This window comes from Candidatus Aegiribacteria sp., from assembly GCA_021108435.1.
GTDB lineage: Bacteria > Fermentibacterota > Fermentibacteria > Fermentibacterales > JCC-6 > Aegiribacteria.
This window is the reverse complement of sequence record JAIOQY010000016.1, coordinates 1-22,029: the sequence shown is the minus strand read 5'-3', so window position 1 is coordinate 22,029 and position 22,029 is coordinate 1. Positions and strand designations below refer to the sequence as shown.

Sequence of the window (22,029 nt, the reverse complement as noted above, 5' to 3'; positions counted from 1 at the left end):
CCTTACTGTGCATCCCCTTCTTGATTACTATCGTCTCGGACCGGTGGTTTTACGGGATAATCACCATCAAAGCATGCGGTGCAGTAATCATCTGCATCATGAGCAGTAACACATCCGAGCATACCATCCTTCGAAAGATATTTCAGACTGTCCAGTTCCAATTGATTTGCGATTTCGTCCACCGAATAATTCCGTGCAATCAGTTCTGACTGTTCGGGAAAATCGATTCCGAAGTAGCATCCGTACCTGTGAGGCGGACAGCAAACCCTCATATGGATTTCCTTCGCTCCCGCTTCACGGAGTGCCCTTATTCTTGCACGGCTGGTTGTTCCTCTGACGATACTGTCCTCGACAACACATAACCTTTTCCCTTTGACAGCTTCCGGAATAGGTTGGAGCTTCCTCATTACCATGGCTGCCCTTTGTGCTGAACCCGGATTGATGAATGTTCTGCCAATGTAGTGATTTCTTGTGAAGCACATGTCGAATGGTAGATTAAGTTCCCTTGCATAGCCGAGTGCGGCGAACATGCCGCTATCAGGTACAGGAGCCACAAGATCACATTGAACAGGAAATTCCTTCGCCAGCTGCCTTCCCATCGCAATCCTTACAGAGTATACGCTGTCTCCAAAAACGTAACTGCCCGGCCTCGCAAAATAGACATGTTCGAAAATACACTGGGCAAGTCCATCTCTTACGCTGAACAGTTCTTTATCTACGCTAAAACGTTCGGATTCCAATTCATCCACGCCATTAGCTATGAACAGAATTTCTCCGGCTTCGATCTCTCTCACATACGTAGCACCGCAAACCGAAAAAGCGATCGTCTCACTTGCGATTATCCATCCGCCATTCTGAAACCTTCCGAGATTCAGCGGTCTGAAGCCCAGAGGATCCCTTACAGCATATAATCCTTCAGGTGTCATGATCAGAAAACAGTAGGCTCCTTGAAGTCTTCGAAGCGCAATCTCAAGAGCTTTTTTAACATTGAATCCTGTATTCTTTAATTCACGTGACATCAGATGAAGCACCACTTCAGTATCAGTATTTGTCATGAAGATAGCACCTTGATTCTGGAGTTCCTGTCTAAGCGAAAATGCGTTACTGATAGTACCATTGTGAGCTATGCCGACCTGAATCCCCGCCATCCTTACAAGAAGAGGCTGAGCATTGATTACATCTGTTCCACCGCAAGTACCGTACCTGACATGCCCAATTACAGCATGGATTCCCAGATTGCTCCAATAGGCCGGTAAATCGGACATAGCTTCAGAAACAGTACCATTTCTTTTATGAAGTTTCATTCCCTGTTCATAGGCGCACAGAATCCCGGCAGCTTCCTGACCTCGGTGCTGCATCGCAAGCAGCCCTTCGGCTACAAGAGAGACAGGTTCCTTGCGATGACCGGCTATACCGCACAATCCACAATGTTCTCTGATCTCAGACACTCGCTTTCCTCCTTGCAGCATCTATAAATGCATCGAATAAAGGATTTGACTTGAGAGGAGTAGAAGTGAATTCAGGATGGAACTGGCAGGCTACGAACCATGGATGATCAGATCTCTCGATTATCTCAATAAGAGTTCCATCGGGAGAAATACCTGAGTAGACAAGACCGCTTGCTTCCAGCACCTCTCTATACTCATTGTTAAATTCGAAGCGATGTCTGTGTCTTTCTGAGATGTTTTTCTGTCCATAAGTCTCAATTGCTTTTGATCCATCAAGAAGTATGCACGGATACAGACCCAGACGCATTGTTCCACCTTTATTTGTGACTGTTTTCTGTTCTTCCATAAGATGAATTACAGGATCAGGACAGACAGGTGAGAATTCAGAACTGTTCGCTTCCGGCATTCCGGCAAGATTGCGAGCGGTCTCTATTACGGCACACTGCATTCCAAGACAGATCCCGAGAAAAGGGATATCGTTTTTCCGAGCAAATTCAATGGCCTCCAGTTTCCCTTCGATTCCCCTGTATCCGAATCCGCCAGGGACAAGTATACCATCAAGACCCTGGAGAAGTTCTGTATCTCCACCTTCTAGATCCTCTGCTTCAATGCCTGTGACATCAAGGAGAACATCATTGGAGATCCCTCCATGCCTTAAAGCTTCATATATGCTTTTATACGAGTCCTGCAAGCCCATATACTTACCGACAACACCGATACTGACAGTTTTTCCTGAAGGATGAATTGCCCTGTGCAGCATGGATTTCCATTGTTCCAGGTCGAGTTCGTTCGCTGGAAGCCCCAGTTTTTCAAGTATCAATTCGTCAAGCTTCTGTGCAGCAAGTTCAACAGGCACTTCATAGATAGAGTTTTCTACATCCCTCTCCTCGATAACTGCTCTCCGTGGTACGTTGCAGAACATTGACAGTTTCATGAAGTGCTCCTCATTCAACGTTCTTTCTGTTCTGCAGATAAGAATATCCGGAATGATACCGATATTCCTGAGGATGCTGGCCGATTGCTGGGAAGGTTTCGTTTTGAGTTCTCCGGAAGCGGACAGGTAAGGAATGAGAGTAAGATGAATATACAGCACATTCTCCGAGCCAAGGTCCTGACCCAGTTCCCTCAGAGCTTCAAGAAACGGAAGCCCCTCTATGTCTCCGGCAGTACCGCCAACCTCGGTAATTGCAATGTCATAATCATCTTCTGCCTGAGAAAGTACTGCTTTTTTTATCTCGTCAGTGATATGAGGAATTACCTGAACCGTCTTTCCAAGATATCCTCCCTCACGCTCACGAGCGATTACCGATGAGTATATCATGCCGGCTGTGTAATTACTGTTCCGATTGCACTTCAGTCCGGCGAATCGCTCGTAGTGACCAAGATCAAGATCAGTCTCGGTACCATCATCCGTAACGTAAACCTCTCCGTGCTGGAAAGGAGACATCGTTCCAGGATCAACATTCAAGTATGGGTCCAGCTTCTGCATGGTTACCCGATATCCCCTCTGCCTGAGAAGAAGTGCTATTGAAGCAGCAGTGATACCTTTTCCAAGAGAGGACACGACACCACCGGTAACGAAGATGAATTTGCATTTGCGAGGGGGCATAAGAACACTGCCTTTCGATTCAAGAAAACACTTCCCAGTATTATCAATTATGACAGTATTCGAAATGATTTTCAAGGTTGAGAAAACGGGCTAATAATAAAATTCAGGCCTTCTGTCAGCAAGCACATCATTACGCTCCGTAATGCATTTATTTCGCGATTGAAGAATATCTACTTCAACTACAAATACTTCCTGTATTTCTTTTCCGCTTCTATGAATAATCCTGCCTCCGGGTGCTGCAATCTGACTTGCCCCTGTGAAATCGAGTGTACCAGATGAATGACATTCTGAACCTGTTCGGTTGGCGGTCACTGCATAAACAAGATTCTCCGTGCACCTGGACAGCATTGTCTGCTGGCAATAGCTGAGTACAAGATTTGCCGGGTGACAGAGAATATCAGCGCCTCTGAGAGCAAGAGTCCTTGCAACCTCAGGAAATATCCAGTCAAAACAGACCATCATGCCAACTGAAATCCCATCCATATCAAAAACGTCAAGAGGAAGGTCCCCGGGATCGAAGTATGTTTTCTCTCTGTCAAAGAGATGCAGCTTTCTGTATCGACCCTCGATCCCTGCAGGTCCTAGGAGTAATGCGCTGTTGTAACACTTCTCTCCAGCCTTCTCGGCAAAGCCGGTTACCAGACGAAAACCTTGAGTTCTACAAAGTTTAACAAGCTTAAAAACAGTACTGGCTTCAGAAGGATCTTCGGCTAAAGACAGAAGCTCTTCCCTGCTGCTGAAACCATATCCGGTGAACGGAAGCTCGGGCAGAACGATCAAATCGGCATTAACATCATTGAGAGCGGAAAGAACCGTATTCAGATTTTCTTCTTTTTCGCCGAACACTGGAGCGAACTGGAAGTATCCGACTTTAACCATAAGTACCTTTCAATTTAGATGATGTCAATCCAACCTGTATATCCACTTCGAAATGACACTGTTGTAGATCTAACTCCTATTGATCATACTTCTATTGTATAAAAAAATAATCCCCACCAGGAAAGACCGATTCGTGGTGAATGGTATACTTCCATAGCTGGTGGAATGCAGGAGATTGCGATGTTATTGATAATGCTGCTGGTAATTACCAATTCGTTCCCGGTTTCACCAGACAGCTCACCAGACACACTGCAAAACGCTCATTTGCGCGCTGTTATTACCCCGATCACTTCAGGTGTCAGGGCCGGTTCACTTCTTGAGCTTCATGATTTTAAAACCGGCGTTGATCTTGCGAACGGAAAACAGTTCGGGGGCATTCAATGCGGTCCCTATATCCCCATGAACGGGAAAATCGTCTGTTATAATGATACAACTGCTGTTTTCACCTGTCCCGGTCTTATCGACCATTCAACTTCTGACGAAATTCCGATTGCTGTCACTATAAGCTGGACGCTGGTTGAAAGAGGTCTTGAGATCGGTGTAACTCTTGAAGCAACCGGTGATGCCGAACTATGGATGCCTCTTGAAATAGATTTCATTGTCACCGATTACCAGACCGCTTTATTCCGGAATCAGACGATTCAGGAAGATTACTGCATCGATATTCACGGATCCGATTATCTGTTCCGTATCTCCGGAGATCAGGTGGTTATATTGAACTCTCCGGATTCCCATCCCACAGCAAACTGGATATTTCCCAATCCATCAAAGGGAATTCTTGTGCTTAACACCACTCCGCCATCAGGACCGGACAGTTATCTTACCATGCGTTTCTTTGACATTGAGCCTCCTCGTGAGAACTGCATGGGACCGGATCTTCATTCGATTGTCCCTGCTGGGGATTGCAGTAATTACTACATGCGCCTTTCTCTGGGTGAAGATGTCATGCCGGTTTACTTCTCAGCTCATCCTGATGGTTATGAAAGGACAGCGGCGTGGATCATGGATGAGATACCTTTTGTTCATCCGGATCAGGGTGATCTCTGGGGATATTCAACAACATCCTCAGGAGACGAAATGGTTACTGCCCAGATGATCCAGCTTCTTGAGGAACATCCGGGTCTGAAGATGAACTGGCTCATCCTGCCGGACGGCATACTGACACCGAACCGCGATTCAGTATGGTTTGAGCCAGGGTGGGAGGATAGCTGGTCACACTGGCACTGCACATGGCGGATTTCAACTCTTGCCCCTCCTGACTATCTCGAATGGCTTCTGAATATTCAGAATGACGTTTATCCATGGGCTGACAGAGTTAATCTGGGATGCCATGGCTATCATCATACACCAAACGCTGATTCTTCTTTTGGAGAGTATCACGAATTCATTACATATGAACCAGAAGAGCATTTTGAGCGGTTCATGATGACCATGAGCGATATAAATGATATGGGTCTTGATACCGTAATGGTCAGGTCTATCAGGTATTCCGGACACAGAACTTCACTCAGCGGGCTTCACGCTGCAATAGCCCATGGCTTTGAATACTACTGCAATGGTGTTCGATGGTGGGAGTGGATGGGTGGTGAACCGTTCTGGGATCTATATATCTCAAAATACCAGACCCCTGAAGGTCGGATATGGGGGACAAATACGGTCTGGTGGGGTGATTACGTATCCCAGCAGCCATATGAATACCTGAGTACCGTACTTGAACGGGGGAAACACTGTCTTCTCGGAGCTCATCCCATCAACATGCTTGCTCCGGAGGTATGGCCAGAGCCCTACAACAGAATAGACAGTTTATGTACATCTCTCGAAACTGATTATCCGCATTTTGGCTGGCTGTTCCCAATCGAGTACGGTGAGTTCCTTGAAGACTGTTACAAAATTACAGTAAAATCAATTCGGTGGGTGGGGAATGGTCTTGTAATGACTTTCACAGGCAATACTCCGTCAGGTCAGACAATCGTTGCCGAACTCCCCCCAGAAGTTATCATTAAAGAAGTGCTGATCGACGGAACGCCTACAGGCTGGGAAACCAGATCTGCAGGAAGGCTCTTCATTACAGCATCCGGTCTTGGGCCGGGTGACCATTCGCTCACAGTAGACTGGTCCTGTACAGGAATCGAAGAGGATGGAAATAGTGAGCCTGCAATATCAGCGGTTCTGAGTGTTTCCAATCCATCCGGAAGAAGTATTGCCGTCTCGGGTTCAGGCTTTCCAGCAGTTCCCTGCATCATTTCAGTATATGATCTGTCAGGAAGAGAAATTATCAGAGAACAGATATCTTCTGATCTGAATGGATCATTTACAACGGATATAGCCTGGACAACCAGCGATGGAACGAATCCACCAAACGGTGTATACTTCTTAACAGCCCAATCAGCTGATGTCAGAGTTTCTGTTCCCGTGATACATTTACAGTGAATATCTGACAAAAGCTCTTTCTTCGATTAGGTTCCCTCATCATGAAAAACGGTGAATTTCGCTCAGAGGATATCAGAATTGCTCAACTCGAGAACGGCCTTACCGTTATTCTCCAGGAGATGAAGTACTCTCCTGTGGCTGCTGTAACGGTAGCGTACCGCATTGGTCCATTATGGGAAACTCAGAAAACAAGAGGTCTCAGTCATTTCTGTGAGCACATGATGTTCAAGGGTTCAGAGAAATATGGCCCCGGTAAATTCTGGCAGATCGTTCAGCGGAATGGCGGGCTGGCAAATGCCTACACATCAAGAGATATAACGTTGTATTTCTCCGCGGTTCCCATAGCGGGTCTGGATGATATTCTGAATCTGGAATCTGACAGAATGTTCAACTGTCTCATGAACAAGAAGGAAGTGACCTCGGAGAAAAAGGTAATACTGGAAGAAGAACTACTCACAAGCAGAGAAAGCCCTGAAGGCGCTCTTGATATCTCCCTTTACAGCACAGCATTCAATACGCATCCATATGGAAATTCGATTACGGGTACTACAGCTGACATTAAATCATTCACTCAGAAGAATCTTACGAAGTTCTACAGTAATTTTTATAATCCATCAAACGCTGTAATTGCAGTTGTGGGAAGAATAGATACTGATTCGGTATTCAACCGTATCAAAAGTCTCTTCGGATCTGAATCAGGGATAACCACAGTTCGACCGGTAATCCCGTCCGAGCTTCCGCAGACAGGTACCAGAAGGGTTGTTATTCAGCATCCATCACAACTTCCAAGAATATCGATCGGCTTTAGAGTGCCTTCGGCGGATAAGCGGATATCCTCAGCATTATCACTCTTTTCGATCTATCTGGCTTCAGGGAGATCAAGCAGATTTGAAAAACTGCTTGTTAAACCGGGCCTGGTTCTTGATGTCGCAGCTTCTACCAACACCCTGATACAATCAGGCCTTTACACAATTCATGCGGTTCTTCCGCCTGAAGGTTCTCCTGATGAAGTGGAAGAAATCATATTCGGTGAACTTGAACGAGTTTCTAATGAGGGAATCAGTTCATCCGAGATTCAGAGATTAAAGAAAAGAAGAATTGCATGGAGTACTATTTCAGATGCTGATCCACTGAGCAGATCAAGAAGACTGTCTACAGGACAGGCAAGATTTGACGATCCCTTCTATTTCTGGCATTCAATAGTCAATACAGGGAGAGTAACCACAGATGAGATAAAAGCTGCCGTCTCCGGATATCTAGTAAAAGACAACGCAACAATAGCCGGACTGAAACCAATGGGATCCACAGCCGGTTATAACACTCCCAGTGTTCCGGCAGCATCGGAAGAACCCGACCTGATTCCACCATCAGGTCTTGTACCCTCCGATATCGATATTCCGGACGATCTTCTTGAAGCACCAACAATTTCGGTAGCTGATAACTCCAGAGAATACCTCCTCGATAACGGGCTGAGAGTAATAATGAAGCAGGATAACTCATTCCCCGTGATTTCCCTTGGTTTCTCCTGTACGATGGGTTCAGATAGAGAACCGGATGAACTGACCGGATTATCAGAAGTCACCGCTGAAGCAATGCTCTATGGAACACCGAAGGAGGACAGCATCAGGTTCAATTCAAGATTGGAGAACCTTGGCAGCAGCATTGATCTGTCCTCTGCGAATAAGTATGCCGGGGGAATAATCACAGTTCTTGAAAAAGACATTGATGAGGCTCTTTCAGTAGTGGCAGATCTCTTCAGAAAACCTGCCTTCAGAGGAGAAGACATAAACTCCATCTTAAGAGACACAATTGCGAGTCTCTGTGAATGGACCAGCACCCCTATTGGCGCAGCGATGGATTCTTTTTCAAAACAGTCAACTGATCCGCCTGAAAAATCATCGGTTCCCTCGGTGGAATCTCTAAGTGCAATAACCAGGAATGACATTGTTGATTTCCATATGGAATTCTGCCGCCCATCAGGTGCTGTTATCACTGCTGTAGGTGATTTCAATGAAGATAATCTTGTGGATTTAATAAGAAAGTATTTTTCCGATTGGAAGAATCCTGAATCTCCTCTGAAGCAAACGGAGGAGGTCAAAAACGCTAAGAATTCATATGAATCATCAATCCGACTTGATGGAAGGGAACAGATTGCAGTAATCCTGGGTTCACCGGCACCTCCAAAACTTGATCATGACAATTACGCTTTTCATGTTCTAAACGGTGTTCTTGGTGAGGGAATTGGATCAAGACTCGGCAGAAGTATCAGAGAAACCGGATTGACATACCATGTCAGCAGCATCTACCTCCCTTTCTCCTCCAGGGGCAGGCTTGCGATTATTCTTCTGACAAGTCCATCCGCATTCGAAGAAGCATTGGAAAAGCTGAGAAACGAATTTTCAAGACTTGTCAGAGATCCGGTGAGTAGAAATGAACTCAGGCTGGAGAAGGCAAGTTATATCGGCCAGCAGGAACTGGGAATGATGAAATACAGTGCAATTGCCAGAATATTGCTTAATTACGCTTCAATGAATCTTCCACTTGATCACGATAGAAATTCACTCAGGATGATTGCGAAACTCACTGAGATCGACCTTCAGAGAGCAGCTGAGAGATGGTTCGGTAGAGGTATTACGTACCTTTCCATCGCTGGCGCGTTGAATGAGGATCTTATCTGACCTGTTCCCGCTTTTTCCATCTCTCCTGCAGAATGATACCGCTTATTACGAGAAGCAATCCCCCCACGGTATAAATAGGGAAAACGTTCTTCATATCTCTCCATCCTCACGTCCCACTTGACCTGCAATATGTTAGGTATCTGCAACAGCAGACCAGTTCCGAGGCCGGGTGTGATACTCCATATATGGATATACCGCAGATCACTGATTGTCTTTAAGATAGCGCAATATATGGGTTACCGAAGCACAATCATATACAAGATGTGGTATTTTGTCACTTGACGCAGAAAAGTCTGGGAATATTATCGGCAAGAGGGAAAGTAGATCATTGATAGTATTATCACGATTCTGTTCTTCCTTCAGTAACAGGAAATATCTCAGGCTTTAATTTGAAATTCTGTGCTTTACTGACCGGGGTAACAATGGACTGGCTGATTCGTAAGCGTGACGGCAAAATAGTCAATTTCAGCAAACTGAAAATTGAGAAGGTTGTCGAACGCACATTGAAAGCATCGTCAACTGAATCTGATCCTTCCGAGATCACTGATCAGGTTGAGGCTGCGTTGTATATGAATTTCTTCAAAACCGGTTCAATCCCCACGGTTGAGCAGATACAGGATTTCATTGAAGAAACATTTGTACTTCGCAAGCTGACTTCCGCTGCGCGCGCGTTCATTCTTTACAGAGAAAAGAAAAGTGAAGCCAGGGATGTTGATCATCTTCTGAGCGGAATGGCAGGAGCTGTTTCAGACTATATCGGCAAAGATGACTGGAGAGTCAAAGAAAATTCCAATATGAATTACTCCCTCCAGGGTTTGAATTTCTATCTGTCCTCTTCCATCACAAGGAGATACTGGCTCAGCAGAATCTATACGCCCAGAATTCGCGAATTCCAGGAGAACGGTGATTTTCACATACATGATCTGGGAATACTGGGACCGTATTGTGTTGGCTGGGATCTCATGACGTTGCTGAAGGAAGGATTCAGGGGGGCACGGGGAAAAACTGAATCAAAACCGCCTGCTCATCTCAGAACAGCACTCGGGCAGATCGTCAATTACTTTTATACCCTCCAGGGAGAAGCCGCCGGGGCGCAGGCCTTCTCAAATTTTGATACACTTCTTGCACCATTCATAAGGTTTGATAATCTTGATTACACCCAGGTTAAACAGTCCTTTCAGGAATTCCTTTTTAATGTAAATATTCCAACAAGAGTTGGGTTCCAGGCTCCATTCACGAACATCACTATGGATCTGAAACCATCGGAGACTCTCCGCGATCAGAATGTAATAATTGGTGGAAAAGAAAAAAGCGAAGTATATGGTGATTTCCAGTCAGAAATGAACATGATAAATCACGCATTCGCTGAACTCATGATGGAAGGCGACTCGAAGGGAAGAATTTTCACTTTCCCGATACCAACTTACAATCTGACAAAGGATTTCAACTGGGACGATGAAAATCTCAAACCAATGTGGGAAATGACCGGAAAATATGGTGTTCCATACTTCAGCAATTTTGTTAATTCAGACATGGACCCGGATGATGCCAGGAGCATGTGCTGCAGACTGCGTCTTGATAACAGAGAGCTTCGAAGCAGAGGAGGCGGATTGTTCGGTTCAAATCCTCTGACAGGTTCAATTGGTGTTGTTACGATAAATCTTCCCAAAATCGGGTATACATCAGCAAACGAAGAAGAATTCTATGACCGTCTTTCATCTGTAATGGAAGCTGCCAGAGAATCACTTGAACTCAAGCGTGATCTTATTGAAAAACTCACGGATAGAGGTCTTTACCCATATACAAGCCATTATCTGCGCAGCATCAAACTCGAGCAGGGGCAATACTGGAGCAATCACTTCTCGACTATCGGACTTATCGGCATGAATGAAAGCTGCATGAATTTCCTGGGGAATAGTATCGCTACCGAAGAAGGACGATTGTGGGCACTATCAATTCTTGAATTCATGAGAGATAAGCTGTCGGAGTTCCAGGAGGAGACAGGCAACCTGTACAATCTTGAGGCCTCCCCTGCAGAGGGCGCTTCCTACAGCCTGGCCAGGAAAGACATGAAGGAATTCCCGGACGCCTATTTCATGGGCAGTTCAGACCCCTATTACACTAACTCCGTTCACCTGCCCGTAACAGAACAGATGGATGTCTACTCTCTGCTTGAGCATCAGGATCCACTACAAACAATGTTTACAGGAGGAACTGTTGTTCATATCTTTATAGGTGAAGCTATTACAGACTGGAAAATGGTCAGGAAGCTGGCAAGATCTATTGTAACGAAATTTCATCTGCCATATTTCAGCTTTACTCCTACATTTTCCATATGCCCGGTTCATGGCTATATTGCGGGAGAACATTTCCTGTGTCCGTATCCGCATACCAAGGAGGAACTTGCTGAGTTCGGAGAAATCGTAGACACAGATGAGCAGTTGCCTGAAGGCAGCTATAATGAAGTTGATGAGAATACATCTGAGGAACAGGGAAGCCTGTTTCTCAACATAGGAAAGGTTAAAATTAATGCCTGAAGCCAACAGGAAATTCCGGATAAATGCAATCAGAACAGAAGTATATTCAAGAATTGTGGGTTATTACAGACCTGTCCAGAACTGGAATCGAGGAAAAAGAGAGGAATTTTCTCAGCGTAAGTATGTTACTCTGGAGAAATCAGAACAAAAGGCTACTAATTGATTCGATCCCTCACAGGGACCAGCCTTATAGAGTATCCCGGAAAGATTTCATCCATCATTTTTATCAGCGGATGTAATCTTCATTGTCCATTCTGCCATAATCCTGAGCTGGTCAGACCAGATATGCTCGAAAATGAATTCGATCTTTCACATGAAACAGTGTTGAAAGAACTCTCTAAGCGAGAAGGTTTCATTGAAGCCGTTTGCATAACAGGCGGTGAACCATTGATATACAGTCGCCTTTCCGAGCTGATCGAAAGCATCAGGAAATATACATCTCTATTTATCAAACTTGACACAAACGGAACCAGACCAAATGAACTTGAAAGCATTCTTGAGTATATCGATTACGTAGCCATGGACCTGAAAAGCTCTCCGCCTAAATATCCTAAAGCAACTGGTGAAAAAGCAGTATTTGCTGATGTAAGCATGTCAATCGACATAATAAAAACTCTACCGGAATATGAGTTCAGGACAACTATGGTTCCAGGTATTGTCGATGGAGACGATGTGATAGAACTACTGAGAGAAATCGGTCCAGTGAAGAAATACGTACTTCAGGGTTTCCATTCTTTTAAAACACTATCTGAAGATTTCACAGGTATCCCCTCTTACCCGAAAGGTTATCTGGAAGAAGTTGCAGAAAATATCATGAATCTGGCACTCGCGCAGAGCGTCAACATCAGGACATAGGGGTCAAATCTTTCCTCTTGATATTTGAATCAACTGATCACATAATTTATCGAATCTTCTCTTCAATTGTAGATCATTCCCCAACATGACTTGTAATCTTTTCCTTGAGTTGCTAACTGTACTATAATCTATTCCTGCCAGCAGTTTACCTATTTCAGGTTGGGTTATCCGACAGAAACGGTACAGAAATTCCATCAGCATTGATCTTTCCACAGATCTTTTACCACGCTGACAAATATCGCACCTGCGCTTACTGATCAAACATGCAAAATTATCGATCAGCTCATCTGGCTCGAATATTTTTCTTAATTCCCTCAGGGCAGGTTTCTCTCTTTCAAATACTTCCTTACTCAGAAATCTTTCTTTAACCTGTTGAATAAAGTCAGCTTCTCCCACGATCCCAATCCCTTTACCTGATTCAAGAGGATTTTCTGTATCCTGATCAATACCCAGTTCTATGAATTTTCGATACTCCTGCCTGCCACTGCGATTATCTCCACCCATATAATCCAGCACAGTACTGTAATTAACGAAGCCTCTTCTTTTCCCCACTGAGAAATACCCCAATAAACTGCTGGCTTTGCACTTGAGGAGTATATTAATTCTATCATCAAATGATTTCTCGGCATAAGATTCAATCCGTATAGGATTCAGATGAATATAACGGGATACCTTTAGAAGATAATTATCAGAATCTATCAAAAAAGCCTTGTATCTTCCCTGGTAAAGATGTCCCACCCGGCTATGTCTGTGATTGAAAACAGAAGTGTAAGAAATATTAAAATGACGCATGAATTCAGACAGATTTCCATCCGGAGTGGTTGCCAGTAAATGGAAATGGTTTGGCATACATACATATGCTAGAAGAGATACATTATAGATTTCCAGGGAGAGTGAAAGTTTTTCCAGAAAAGCTTTTTGATCCTGTGCATCTGTGAATATCACCTTTTTTTCGTTCCCGCGGCAGGTGACATGATAATAAGCACCAGGATACTGGATTCTTAAAGGTCTAGTCATACTCAAATAGTATTAAATTGATGCTATTTGTCAAGAGGAAAGATTTGACCCTACTTAGCCTTAATTAGCCTTAATCCTTATCAGGATATCTGAATCTTCCCTGTAGCCCTTCATCGATGAAAGAAGTCCGCGAATGGATCCCTCAATCATTTCTGCAGGAAACTTCCCTACTTCCAACGGTCTGCCATCAAGAGTGATTTCAATTCTCCCCGGAGCGTAGAAACACTCCTCTTCCCTTTTGCAGCCACTCAGAATCGCCTCCGCCATTCGTCTGCAGTCCAGTCCGCATCTGCCGCATTCCTCTTCAGTTTTCTGTGGCAGAAGATGAAAAGTGTTTCTGTATATGGCGGCGTAATTCGTATCTGTATCTTCAACGCGAAATGTCGTCAGTACAAGTGAATTCCCGGAAGTTACTTCCTCCCCGCAATCTACAATCGGTGCTATCAGATTACTGTCAGTCGGGATGATAACAAGATCGGGGGGCATTGATTCAAGCAGACCTTCAATGGATGACTTGCCCGGAAATGCTGCTTCGATTTCACCTGACAGATTCGTGGATATCACGCAGATTGCCCTGTCAGATAAAGCCGCGATGAATCTGGAGATGAACTCTCTCCTCTCTGCCGGCTCTCCTTTTACTTTCAGACACTTCATGGAATCTCCTTCTCAGAAAACATGAACGGCACTTGCCTTGAAGGAAATATACACATCCTGACCTTTTGTCAGATTCAGTTCCGATAAAGCACTTCTGGTAACAGATGAGATTAATAACAGATTACCGCAAGCCACAGAGATACTGAAAATTGAACCTGTACGTTCAACAGATGAGATTTTTCCAATGAAGTGATTTCGTTCACTTGTAACTGTAGCTTCCTTTGAAACAACTATCGACTCCGGTGGTATCGCCAGAAACCCATGTCCACTTTTATTCGTTGTATGCCTGACAAGATGTCCTTTTACGCTAGCTCCATCTTCACTGAATTCTGCCGGGAAAACATTCTTCATTCCTACAAATGATGCCATGAACGGAGTTTTCGGACTGTAAAATATTTCGTCTATCGTTCCTGCCTGCTCGATTCTTCCATCCCTTATCACAGCACCGTGAGTACCCATTGAAAGGGCATCGGTGAAATCATGGGTTGTCATCAGGAAAGTCATTGCTGTTTCACTATGAAGCCGTCTGAGTTCACTTCTGATTTCCCCTTTGAACATCTGATCAAGGGAACTGAGCGGTTCATCCAGGAGAATAACTCCGGGATCTGTGATAAGTACACGGGCAAGTGCAGTCCGCTGTTTCTCTCCTCCGCTGAGTTTCTCTGGTAATCTGTCCAGAAGCCGCTCCAGGTCGAGGATTTCCACAAGCTTATCAAAATCGTGCTTGATACCGTTCTGCGAATAGCGAACCCCGAACATGATGTTCTGCTTCACGGACAGGTGGGGAAAAAGGGCGGTATCCTGATAAACGATGCCAACGCTCCGCCTGCCCGGCGGGTTTTCTGTAACATCTTCGCCATTAATCTCAATGGTACCTGAATCCTGTCTGACAAGTCCGGCAATCGTCTCAAGGAGGAGGGTTTTTCCCGAACCGGTGGGACCCATGAGTATGAAGAATACGCTTTCAGGTATTTCAAGGTGCAGTGGACCCAGCTGAAAGCCCTTGAAAGTGACTTTGATATCCTTCAGGCTTATCAAACCGTTCTCCGCTTCCTGGAAGTGAGAACTCTGAGGGCAATGAATATCATTAAACTCATTGCGATAAGTATGAATGCTACCGGCTGGGAGTACTCAAGACCGTAAGCCTGGTAACGCTCAAACATCAGAACAGGAGCAATCATCGGATGATAGGCAATAACAATAACCGCACCGAATTCGCTAAGTGCCCTTGCTGCACTCATTATTGTTCCAGCAACCATACTTCTTCCCGCAAGGGGAAGTGTAACTCGCTTGAATGTGGACAGTTTTGATGCGCCAAGTGTCATCGAAACTTTCTCAAGCCTTTCAGGAACGGATGAAAAACCCTCTTTCGCGGCGTTTATGAAAAAGGGTATCGAGACGAATACAAGAACTGTAATGATCCCGGCAGGACTTCCCATTATTCTTACACCCAGATCCGCAAGGATTTTACCGAACCAGTGGTTTCTGCCGGATACAGCGAGAATGGCTATACCCACAACCGGATGCGGTATAACTATGGGTATATCAACAATGCTCTCAACAAGATTCTTCCCCGGAAAATCCTTCCTCGCAAGCAGGTACGCGAAAGGGGTTCCCAGTATCAGACAGATGACTGCGGCCATTCCCGAAGTGTAAAGGCTCAGGAGAACGGCGTTCATTATCTCCCCGTCGTGAAGGGATTCCCAGATGATGCCCGGTGACGGCGCTGTCGCGATATTTACCAGCGGAAGGGCCAGGAAAGACAGCACTACAACCGCGAATACGATGCAAACCCATATGAAGGGACCTGATTTCACTGTTTACTCAATCAGATCAGCAAGGCACTCCGGAATAGATGCCGTATCGGTCTCTGCGGAAATTCTGCATGGAATGAACGGCGGCTGTCCCATTTCCGCCAGTACGGCAAGACCGCCCTCGGGTGACAGCATATATTCAAGAAATGCTATGGCCGCATCCGTATTAGGTGCCCAGTTTATCAGTGTTATTCCATATGCGATCGGCGCACCTGTAACAGTTCTTGTCTCACCCGGGGAGCTTCCGGCTATTTCTGTTGATGCCGTTGCGTACAGATCCGCGAAATCAGGATCTCCCAGATTGATTTCAGGCGGGAAATCAACGTATTCAAGATCGTGCTGAACAGCTACCGAAAGGTATTCAAACGCGTAATCCAAATGCCCGCTTTCAAGAAGCGAAATCAGTTCTACCGATCTGGGTCTGATATTCCTTTCATCACGATTTTCCAGAAGTGAAACCGCAATCCCTGGAATACTGTAATATTCTTCAGCAAGCTGCAGTACCAGCAGGGTTCTATAACCGCAGGGATCAGCATCCGGATCGGAATGACCCCATTCAACAGCGTCATTTTGAAGTGTCTCGACCCAATTGTCCGCGTTTATCTCATCCGCGAAGCGGCTTCCAGGAGTGTAGGCAAGCACCATTCTGTTGGTTGCGAATATGGCGTTCCATGACGCAAATTCAGGTATCAGCATATTGTCTATTACCCGGTAATCAGCTGAAGCCAATATATCGCAGTCTTCCCTGCCCAGTTCGGTTATCTTCCTGGCGCAGGCAACGCTTCCCGCAGACTCCCTTCTTACATCAACATCCGGATACATCGCTTCAAACTGATCTTCAATGATCTCCAGTGGAACCGCCAGACTTCCGGCATGGAATATTGTAACAACTCCTGAAATATCCCCTGCCAGCAGAATTGCAGACAGAACAAAAATTGCAGCTGTACTCTTTCTCAATCTACTACCTCCATGTAAAAAATGATTATTCAGACTGCTTATATACCCGTTATGTCGATTTGACACAATGGTATCGACCATTGATGATCGTTGATCACTATGTCTTGATCCAGATGGGTGACTGGTGCGCATCTCGTGATGTGCAAACCGACCGATCGTAAACGAGGGCGCACTGAAGCATCAGACAATCGATGAAATTGATAGAAGAGCAGAAATGCAGGACGCGAAAGTCTACCCTCTTGACATCAATCACTTAATGGGCGACCCCGATAGGAGTTCGATGATTTCGTTGGCCATCATGTTTGCAACAATACCTACCCTGGCGGATAAAGTCCCCAGTGAAAGGTTGCTCTGCTGATCGCCCACAAGTGTAAAATCCTCTCTCCTGTCCACTTTGATTAAATCAGTTCTACCGTATCCCGCGAGTCCTGAACAAGCAACAATCGGTCTTCCAGGAAGCCCTGTCAGCCAGGATTCAAGGAGCATCACTTTTGCTTCGGCACTGTCAAACGCTTCAACAAGAAAATCACACTCAGAATAGATGGAACAAGCGTTTTGTGCGTCTATTATCCTGTTATGAATTTCTATTATGGCGTCAGGATTTATCTGTTCCAGATTATGCCTAAGTGCTTCAACCTTGGGATATCCAATCTGATCTCTGAAATAGAATTGTCTGTTGAGGTTGGGCAACTCAACGGAATCAAAATCAGCAATTACGAGCCTGCCCACCCCTGCGCGAATGAGTGTTGCTGCAACATTCGATCCTATTCCGCCGGCTCCTGCTATACCTACTGACGATCTGTCAAGAAAGAATGTGAGACCAGGCGGATTGTCTCGAAAAGCATTGGTTTCTTCTTCAATCATATTTAATTCTAAACAATCATTTTGGTATGTGCCAGCACACATTAAGGAGGGTTGTTTCCTGCTCCTGCGATTTGTAACTTTCATGCGTATATTTCTGTGGTATTTTTCATTATCACTATTAGAAGATTATTTTGCAACTACTGGCGCAAACACAGGGAGTTATCTATGGCAAGTACACATAACGCCGGTAAGATTCTTGAGAAGCAGAAGGTTCTCGGTACTTTCGAGTATAAACCTAAACCTTCCTTACGAGGGTATACTGGGGAGATACTCAGAGTTGATATATCAGAACCTTCTTTCAGAATCATACCGGTAACCGAAAAAATGAAAGAGATTTTTACCGGAGGAAAAGGGTTTGACCTCTGGATGATGTGGCAGGAAGTAACCTCCGAAACTAAATGGGACAGTCCCGAAAACCCCATCTGCATAGCAGCAGGACCGCTTGGCGGTACCCCTGCTTTTTCAGGTTCCGGCAAATCCATTGTAACTACTATCTCCCCCACAACCGGATCCGCGGTGGATTCCAATGTTGGAGGACACTTCGGTCCATTACTGAAGTTTTCAGGCTTTGACTGCCTTGTTATAACCGGCAAATCTGAGAATGAAGCTATAGTCTTCATTGACGGGATGAACGGGATTGTACGGGTAATTGAATCCCCGTTGCTTTCAGTGAACTCCCATCTGGCCGCGGAGGAACTGGCTGAAATGTATTCCGATAATGATGACGACAAAAGGCACATTTCCACGGTTTCATCCGGAATCGGGGCAGATCATGCATGGATCGGATGCCTTAATTTCTCCTGGTGGGACTGGAGAAGAAAATCCATGAGGCTGAAACAGGCAGGAAGGGGTGGAACAGGCACCGTATTCCGCAATAAGGGACTTAAGGCGCTTGTTGTAAAAGCTCCACACACAAGACCTGTATGGACCATCTCCCGGCAGGATTCATCCCCGGGTGGAGGTATCAAATGATTGATATAAAAGCAGTAGATGCAATTATTGAAAAATGGAATTCCGATCCCGAATTCGTCATCGAAATGATGCAGGATGTTCAGGATGAATTCCGATACATCCCTAAGGAAGCCCTTGAAAGAATAGCCGACAGAACTGAAAAACCGAGGGGTAAGCTGTTCCATATAGCAACCTTCTACAGGGCTTTCAGCCTTGAGCAAAGGGGAGAAAAAGAAATCCAGGTCTGCATGGGAACAGCGTGTTACGTTAAAGGAGCTCCAGATATTCTAGCGGCCCTGGAAAGGGAACTTGGCATATCAAGCGGAGAAACGACACCTGATGGCAAATTCACACTTTCGGAAGTCAGGTGTCTTGGCTGTTGTGGAATTGCTCCGGTGATAACGATTGGCAATGAGGTTATCGCAGAAGTCAAACCTTCACAGGTAAGCAACCTTATCTCCAGTTACTGCAAGAACTGAGGGAGCTATCATGAATACCAATGCAATAGATCGATTGAAAACTCTTCTTGAATCATCTTCAGGCACTGCATGTGATACAGCAGTATCTCTCACGGTCCATCTCGGTACGTGTGGAATAGCCGCTGGGGCAGATAGAACGCTGAAGGCTTTGAGAACCTCTATTACATCCGGAAGAGTTCAGCCCGTTGAACTGAGATCCAGCAGTTGCGCAGGCCTTTGCAGCTGTGAGCCTATGGTATCCGTTAACAGGAATGGTGAACAAACGGTGATGTACCTTGATGTTACCGAGGACAAGGTCAATGACCTGTTAGATTGTATCAGAGGAGTAAAAACAGCTGAAGAATGCCATTTGCAGACTATAACCCACGATGATCCCTTTTATCTCAAGCAGCAAACGGTAGTGTTTATCAATCGAGGGCTTATTGATCCGGAAAGCCTTGATGATGCTCTTACAAGTGGTGCCTACAAAGGGCTGGCCAGTATACTGGATACTATGGATCCTGCAGAAGTCATCACAGAAATAACTAAATCGGGACTTCGAGGAAGGGGTGGTGGTGGTTTCCCTGCCGGAGTGAAATGGTCCTCCTGCGTCAGTGCATCTGAACGGACTGGAGGCATTCCTGTAATTGTATGCAATGCGGACGAGGGGGATCCTGGTGCATATATGGACAGGTCTATTCTGGAGTCCGATCCTCATTCGATCATAGAGGGCATGGCCATCGGAGCATACGCGATCGGGGCTAAGGAGGGTTATGTTTACATCAGAAAAGAGTACCCTCTCGCCATGGAAATCCTTGAGAATGCAATCCGGCAGGCTCGTGAGAAGAACCTGCTTGGAAAGAATATACTCGGAACTGATTTCTCTTTTGATCTTATCATTCATCGCGGAGCAGGAGCATTTGTCTGTGGTGAATCATCTGCCCTCATGATCTCAATGAGCGGTATGCCGGGTGAACCCAGGGCGAAGTACATTCATACCGTTGAATCCGGCTACAAGGGACGTCCAACAGTCCTCAACAACGTCGAGACCCTGGCTAATATTCCAAGAATCATTACCCGGGGAGCTAGATGGTTCGCATCCATAGGAACCGGAGATGTTTCCGAGAATCCGTGGAACGGCTCATCCGGCACGAAAGTCTTCTCACTTGTCGGGGATATTAAAAATGCTGGCTTAGTCGAAATTCCCATGGGTATTACTCTCAGAGAAATCATCTTCGATATCGGCGGAGGCATACCTGATGGCAGGGAATTCAAAGCTGTACAGACCGGAGGTCCATCCGGAGGAGTCCTTCCTGCTGAAAAGCTTGACCTTCCTGTGGATTTCGACACTCTCACCGATGCAGGCTCCATGATGGGGTCAGGCGGTATGGTTGTCATGGACGACGAAACATGCATGATTCAGATAGCAAAGTACTTCGTCGACTTTCTCAAGGATGAGTCCTGCGGCAAGTGTACACCCTGCAGAGAAGGACTTGTCGCCCTTGGAACCATTCTGGATAGAATAATCAGCGGAGATGGCCGCCAGGGTGATATCGAACTTCTCGAGGAATATGGACAGAACATGTGTGAAACCAGCCTGTGCGCGCTGGGTCAGACCGCGGCCAATCCTGTTCTCAGCACCATCGAGTATTTTCGGGATGAATATGATGATCATATCAGGGACGGAAAATGCGGAGCGCTCAAGTGCAAAGCGCTTATTGAGTACCGCATTAACGCGGAGAACTGTACCGGCTGCACTATCTGTGCCAGAAACTGCCCTGCAGGCGCGATCAGAGGCAACTTGAAAGAGCCACATGTGATAGATCAGGAGAAATGTATACGTTGCGGGGTCTGCAGAGAAGTATGCAACTTCAACGCGGTGGAGGTGCTGTAATGGCTGACAGAGAAATGATAACAATCGAAATAAATGGAAAATCAATCTCGGTTGAGAAAGATACAACTATTCTGGAAGCAGCTCAAAGTATCGATGTATACATTCCTGCCCTCTGCAACAGCGAACTGGTAGAGCCGTATGCAGCATGCAGGCTCTGCATTGTGGAAGTTGATGACGGAAGAAAAACGAAGCTTGTTACTTCGTGTAATTATCCTGTTAGAATACCAATCAAAGTTTACACCTCTTCTGAAAAAGTGCTCAGGAACAGGAAAATCACTCTGGAGATGATGCTCTCCAGGTGGCCCAACGTACAGGTAATCAAAGATCTTGCGAAGAATGCCGGGATTAAGAAAGCCCGCTATCAACACCCCGCCGTCGATCTGAATCCCAATGCCTGCATTCTGTGCGGCCTCTGCATGAGAATCTGCGAGCAGGGAATCTGGGAAAATATCATTAACTTCACGAACAGGGGCGCTGATAGGGCAGTTCGAATGCCCTACGATTCCGAGCAACCTCACTGCGTTGGATGCGGAGCCTGCGCTGAAATATGCCCCACCGGGGCAATAACAATGGCGGACGACCCCAATCAGCCCTTCGATGCCGAAATGATAAGAAAAGCCGGCATGAGGATAACTAAGGAAATGATAAAGTATGACGAGGAGCAGTGCGACATGCGGGGAGTGGGAACCGCCCACCTCGTTGAGATAATGGATGCTTACGATCTCCTCCCTGTTATGAACTACCGCTATGGAAAGCATGAAGACACTCCGAAAATCAGCTCCGATATCTTCAGAAAATACTTTACAAAAGGCAAACCTGATGGATGCTGGCTCGGATGCACTATGGCCTGTGCCAAGGCTATCGAGGACTTTGAACTGAAGACCGGTCCCTACAAGGGGCAGAAAGTTCTTGTGGACGGCCCGGAGTATGAAACACTTGGCGGTTCATCCAATATGGGAATCTTCGATCCTTATTTCGTTGCCG

Annotated in this window: 17 protein-coding genes and 1 pseudogene; 9 read left to right on the top strand and 9 right to left on the bottom strand. The window is 45.7% G+C overall.

Features of this window, described 5'->3' with window-relative positions; all coding sequences use genetic code 11:
- Window positions 1-2: 2 nt before the first annotated feature.
- From purF to K8R76_00870, 3 genes are all read right to left on the bottom strand, one after another.
- The gene (purF, locus tag K8R76_00880) at window positions 3-1,469 is read right to left on the bottom strand and encodes an amidophosphoribosyltransferase (GenBank protein ID MCD4846726.1); all 1,467 of its coding nucleotides are present in this window, start codon (window positions 1,467-1,469) and stop codon (window positions 3-5) included.
- Window positions 1,441-3,057 (bottom strand): CTP synthase, encoded by a 1,617-nt coding sequence (locus K8R76_00875; protein MCD4846725.1) that lies wholly within the window; start codon window positions 3,055-3,057, stop codon window positions 1,441-1,443. The genes purF and K8R76_00875 overlap by 29 nt, the downstream gene beginning before the upstream one ends.
- Window positions 3,058-3,147: 90 nt before the next feature.
- Window positions 3,148-3,936 (bottom strand): acyltransferase, encoded by a 789-nt coding sequence (locus K8R76_00870; GenBank protein ID MCD4846724.1) that lies wholly within the window; start codon window positions 3,934-3,936, stop codon window positions 3,148-3,150.
- Between the two features lie 180 nt (window positions 3,937-4,116).
- Between K8R76_00870 and K8R76_00865 the strand changes: the two genes are divergently transcribed.
- The 5 genes and pseudogenes from K8R76_00865 to K8R76_00845 all read left to right on the top strand — a co-directional run bounded on the left by K8R76_00865 (window position 4,117) and on the right by K8R76_00845 (window position 12,436).
- Window positions 4,117-6,366 carry a hypothetical protein gene (locus K8R76_00865; protein MCD4846723.1) on the top strand — a complete coding sequence of 750 codons (2,250 nt, stop codon included), beginning with the start codon at window positions 4,117-4,119 and terminating at the stop codon, window positions 6,364-6,366.
- A gap of 41 nt (window positions 6,367-6,407) precedes the next feature.
- Window positions 6,408-9,044: an insulinase family protein gene (locus K8R76_00860; GenBank protein MCD4846722.1), complete on the top strand. Its 2,637-nt coding sequence runs from the start codon at window positions 6,408-6,410 to the stop codon at window positions 9,042-9,044.
- A 422-nt stretch (window positions 9,045-9,466) separates the two neighbouring features.
- A complete protein-coding gene (locus K8R76_00855; GenBank protein MCD4846721.1) occupies window positions 9,467-11,581 on the top strand; it encodes a ribonucleoside triphosphate reductase in 2,115 nt (704 codons plus the stop codon).
- A pseudogene (locus K8R76_00850) lies at window positions 11,574-11,702 on the top strand (anaerobic ribonucleoside-triphosphate reductase). The gene K8R76_00855 and the pseudogene K8R76_00850 overlap by 8 nt, the downstream one beginning before the upstream one ends.
- A gap of 38 nt (window positions 11,703-11,740) precedes the next feature.
- Window positions 11,741-12,436 carry an anaerobic ribonucleoside-triphosphate reductase activating protein gene (locus K8R76_00845; protein MCD4846720.1) on the top strand — a complete coding sequence of 232 codons (696 nt, stop codon included), beginning with the start codon at window positions 11,741-11,743 and terminating at the stop codon, window positions 12,434-12,436.
- A gap of 3 nt (window positions 12,437-12,439) precedes the next feature.
- Here the strand turns inward: K8R76_00845 and K8R76_00840 are convergent, their stop codons facing one another.
- From K8R76_00840 to thiF, 6 genes are all read right to left on the bottom strand, one after another.
- On the bottom strand, window positions 12,440-13,381 hold the full coding sequence (locus K8R76_00840; GenBank protein ID MCD4846719.1) for a transposase: 942 nt from the start codon (window positions 13,379-13,381) through the stop codon (window positions 12,440-12,442).
- A 132-nt stretch (window positions 13,382-13,513) separates the two neighbouring features.
- Window positions 13,514-14,107, bottom strand: coding sequence for a hypothetical protein (locus K8R76_00835; GenBank protein ID MCD4846718.1), 594 nt, complete (start codon window positions 14,105-14,107; stop codon window positions 13,514-13,516).
- Window positions 14,108-14,119: 12 nt separating this feature from the next.
- Window positions 14,120-15,145: an ABC transporter ATP-binding protein gene (locus tag K8R76_00830; GenBank protein MCD4846717.1), complete on the bottom strand. Its 1,026-nt coding sequence runs from the start codon at window positions 15,143-15,145 to the stop codon at window positions 14,120-14,122.
- The gene (locus K8R76_00825; protein ID MCD4846716.1) at window positions 15,142-15,924 is read right to left on the bottom strand and encodes an ABC transporter permease; all 783 of its coding nucleotides are present in this window, start codon (window positions 15,922-15,924) and stop codon (window positions 15,142-15,144) included. Before K8R76_00825 ends, K8R76_00830 begins: the two co-directional genes overlap by 4 nt.
- Window positions 15,925-15,927: 3 nt before the next feature.
- Window positions 15,928-16,959, bottom strand: coding sequence for a tungstate ABC transporter substrate-binding protein WtpA (wtpA, locus tag K8R76_00820; GenBank protein MCD4846715.1), 1,032 nt, complete (start codon window positions 16,957-16,959; stop codon window positions 15,928-15,930).
- Between the two features lie 168 nt (window positions 16,960-17,127).
- The gene (thiF, locus tag K8R76_00815; GenBank protein MCD4846714.1) at window positions 17,128-17,742 is read right to left on the bottom strand and encodes a sulfur carrier protein ThiS adenylyltransferase ThiF; all 615 of its coding nucleotides are present in this window, start codon (window positions 17,740-17,742) and stop codon (window positions 17,128-17,130) included.
- Between the two features lie 165 nt (window positions 17,743-17,907).
- On the opposite strand from thiF, the gene K8R76_00810 reads away from it, so the two are divergent.
- The 4 genes from K8R76_00810 to K8R76_00795 all read left to right on the top strand — a co-directional run.
- Window positions 17,908-18,714 (top strand): hypothetical protein, encoded by an 807-nt coding sequence (locus K8R76_00810; protein MCD4846713.1) that lies wholly within the window; start codon window positions 17,908-17,910, stop codon window positions 18,712-18,714.
- The gene (locus K8R76_00805; protein ID MCD4846712.1) at window positions 18,711-19,172 is read left to right on the top strand and encodes an NAD(P)H-dependent oxidoreductase subunit E; all 462 of its coding nucleotides are present in this window, start codon (window positions 18,711-18,713) and stop codon (window positions 19,170-19,172) included. Before K8R76_00810 ends, K8R76_00805 begins: the two co-directional genes overlap by 4 nt.
- Before the next feature lie 10 nt (window positions 19,173-19,182).
- Complete coding sequence (locus K8R76_00800; protein ID MCD4846711.1) at window positions 19,183-21,045, top strand: 4Fe-4S binding protein; 1,863 nt, start codon at window positions 19,183-19,185, stop codon at window positions 21,043-21,045.
- Window positions 21,045-22,029 (top strand): (2Fe-2S)-binding protein (locus K8R76_00795; protein MCD4846710.1); only part of this gene is annotated, 985 nt, incomplete at its 3' end. The genes K8R76_00800 and K8R76_00795, both read left to right, overlap by 1 nt.

Bases quoted from the DNA above. Each gene is read 5' to 3' on its own strand.
- purF (MCD4846726.1), bottom strand. From the start codon at position 1,469: ATGCTGCAAGGAGGAAAGCGAGTGTCTGAGATCAGAGAACATTGTGGA.
- K8R76_00875 (MCD4846725.1), bottom strand. From the start codon at position 3,057: ATGCCCCCTCGCAAATGCAAATTCATCTTCGTTACCGGTGGTGTCGTG.
- K8R76_00870 (MCD4846724.1), bottom strand. From the start codon at position 3,936: ATGGTTAAAGTCGGATACTTCCAGTTCGCTCCAGTGTTCGGCGAAAAA.
- K8R76_00865 (MCD4846723.1), top strand. From the start codon at position 4,117: ATGTTATTGATAATGCTGCTGGTAATTACCAATTCGTTCCCGGTTTCA.
- K8R76_00860 (MCD4846722.1), top strand. From the start codon at position 6,408: ATGAAAAACGGTGAATTTCGCTCAGAGGATATCAGAATTGCTCAACTC.
- K8R76_00855 (MCD4846721.1), top strand. From the start codon at position 9,467: ATGGACTGGCTGATTCGTAAGCGTGACGGCAAAATAGTCAATTTCAGC.
- K8R76_00835 (MCD4846718.1), bottom strand. From the start codon at position 14,107: ATGAAGTGTCTGAAAGTAAAAGGAGAGCCGGCAGAGAGGAGAGAGTTC.
- wtpA (MCD4846715.1), bottom strand. From the start codon at position 16,959: ATGGTCGATACCATTGTGTCAAATCGACATAACGGGTATATAAGCAGT.
- thiF (MCD4846714.1), bottom strand. From the start codon at position 17,742: ATGATTGAAGAAGAAACCAATGCTTTTCGAGACAATCCGCCTGGTCTC.
- K8R76_00810 (MCD4846713.1), top strand. From the start codon at position 17,908: ATGGCAAGTACACATAACGCCGGTAAGATTCTTGAGAAGCAGAAGGTT.
- K8R76_00805 (MCD4846712.1), top strand. From the start codon at position 18,711: ATGATTGATATAAAAGCAGTAGATGCAATTATTGAAAAATGGAATTCC.
- K8R76_00800 (MCD4846711.1), top strand. From the start codon at position 19,183: ATGAATACCAATGCAATAGATCGATTGAAAACTCTTCTTGAATCATCT.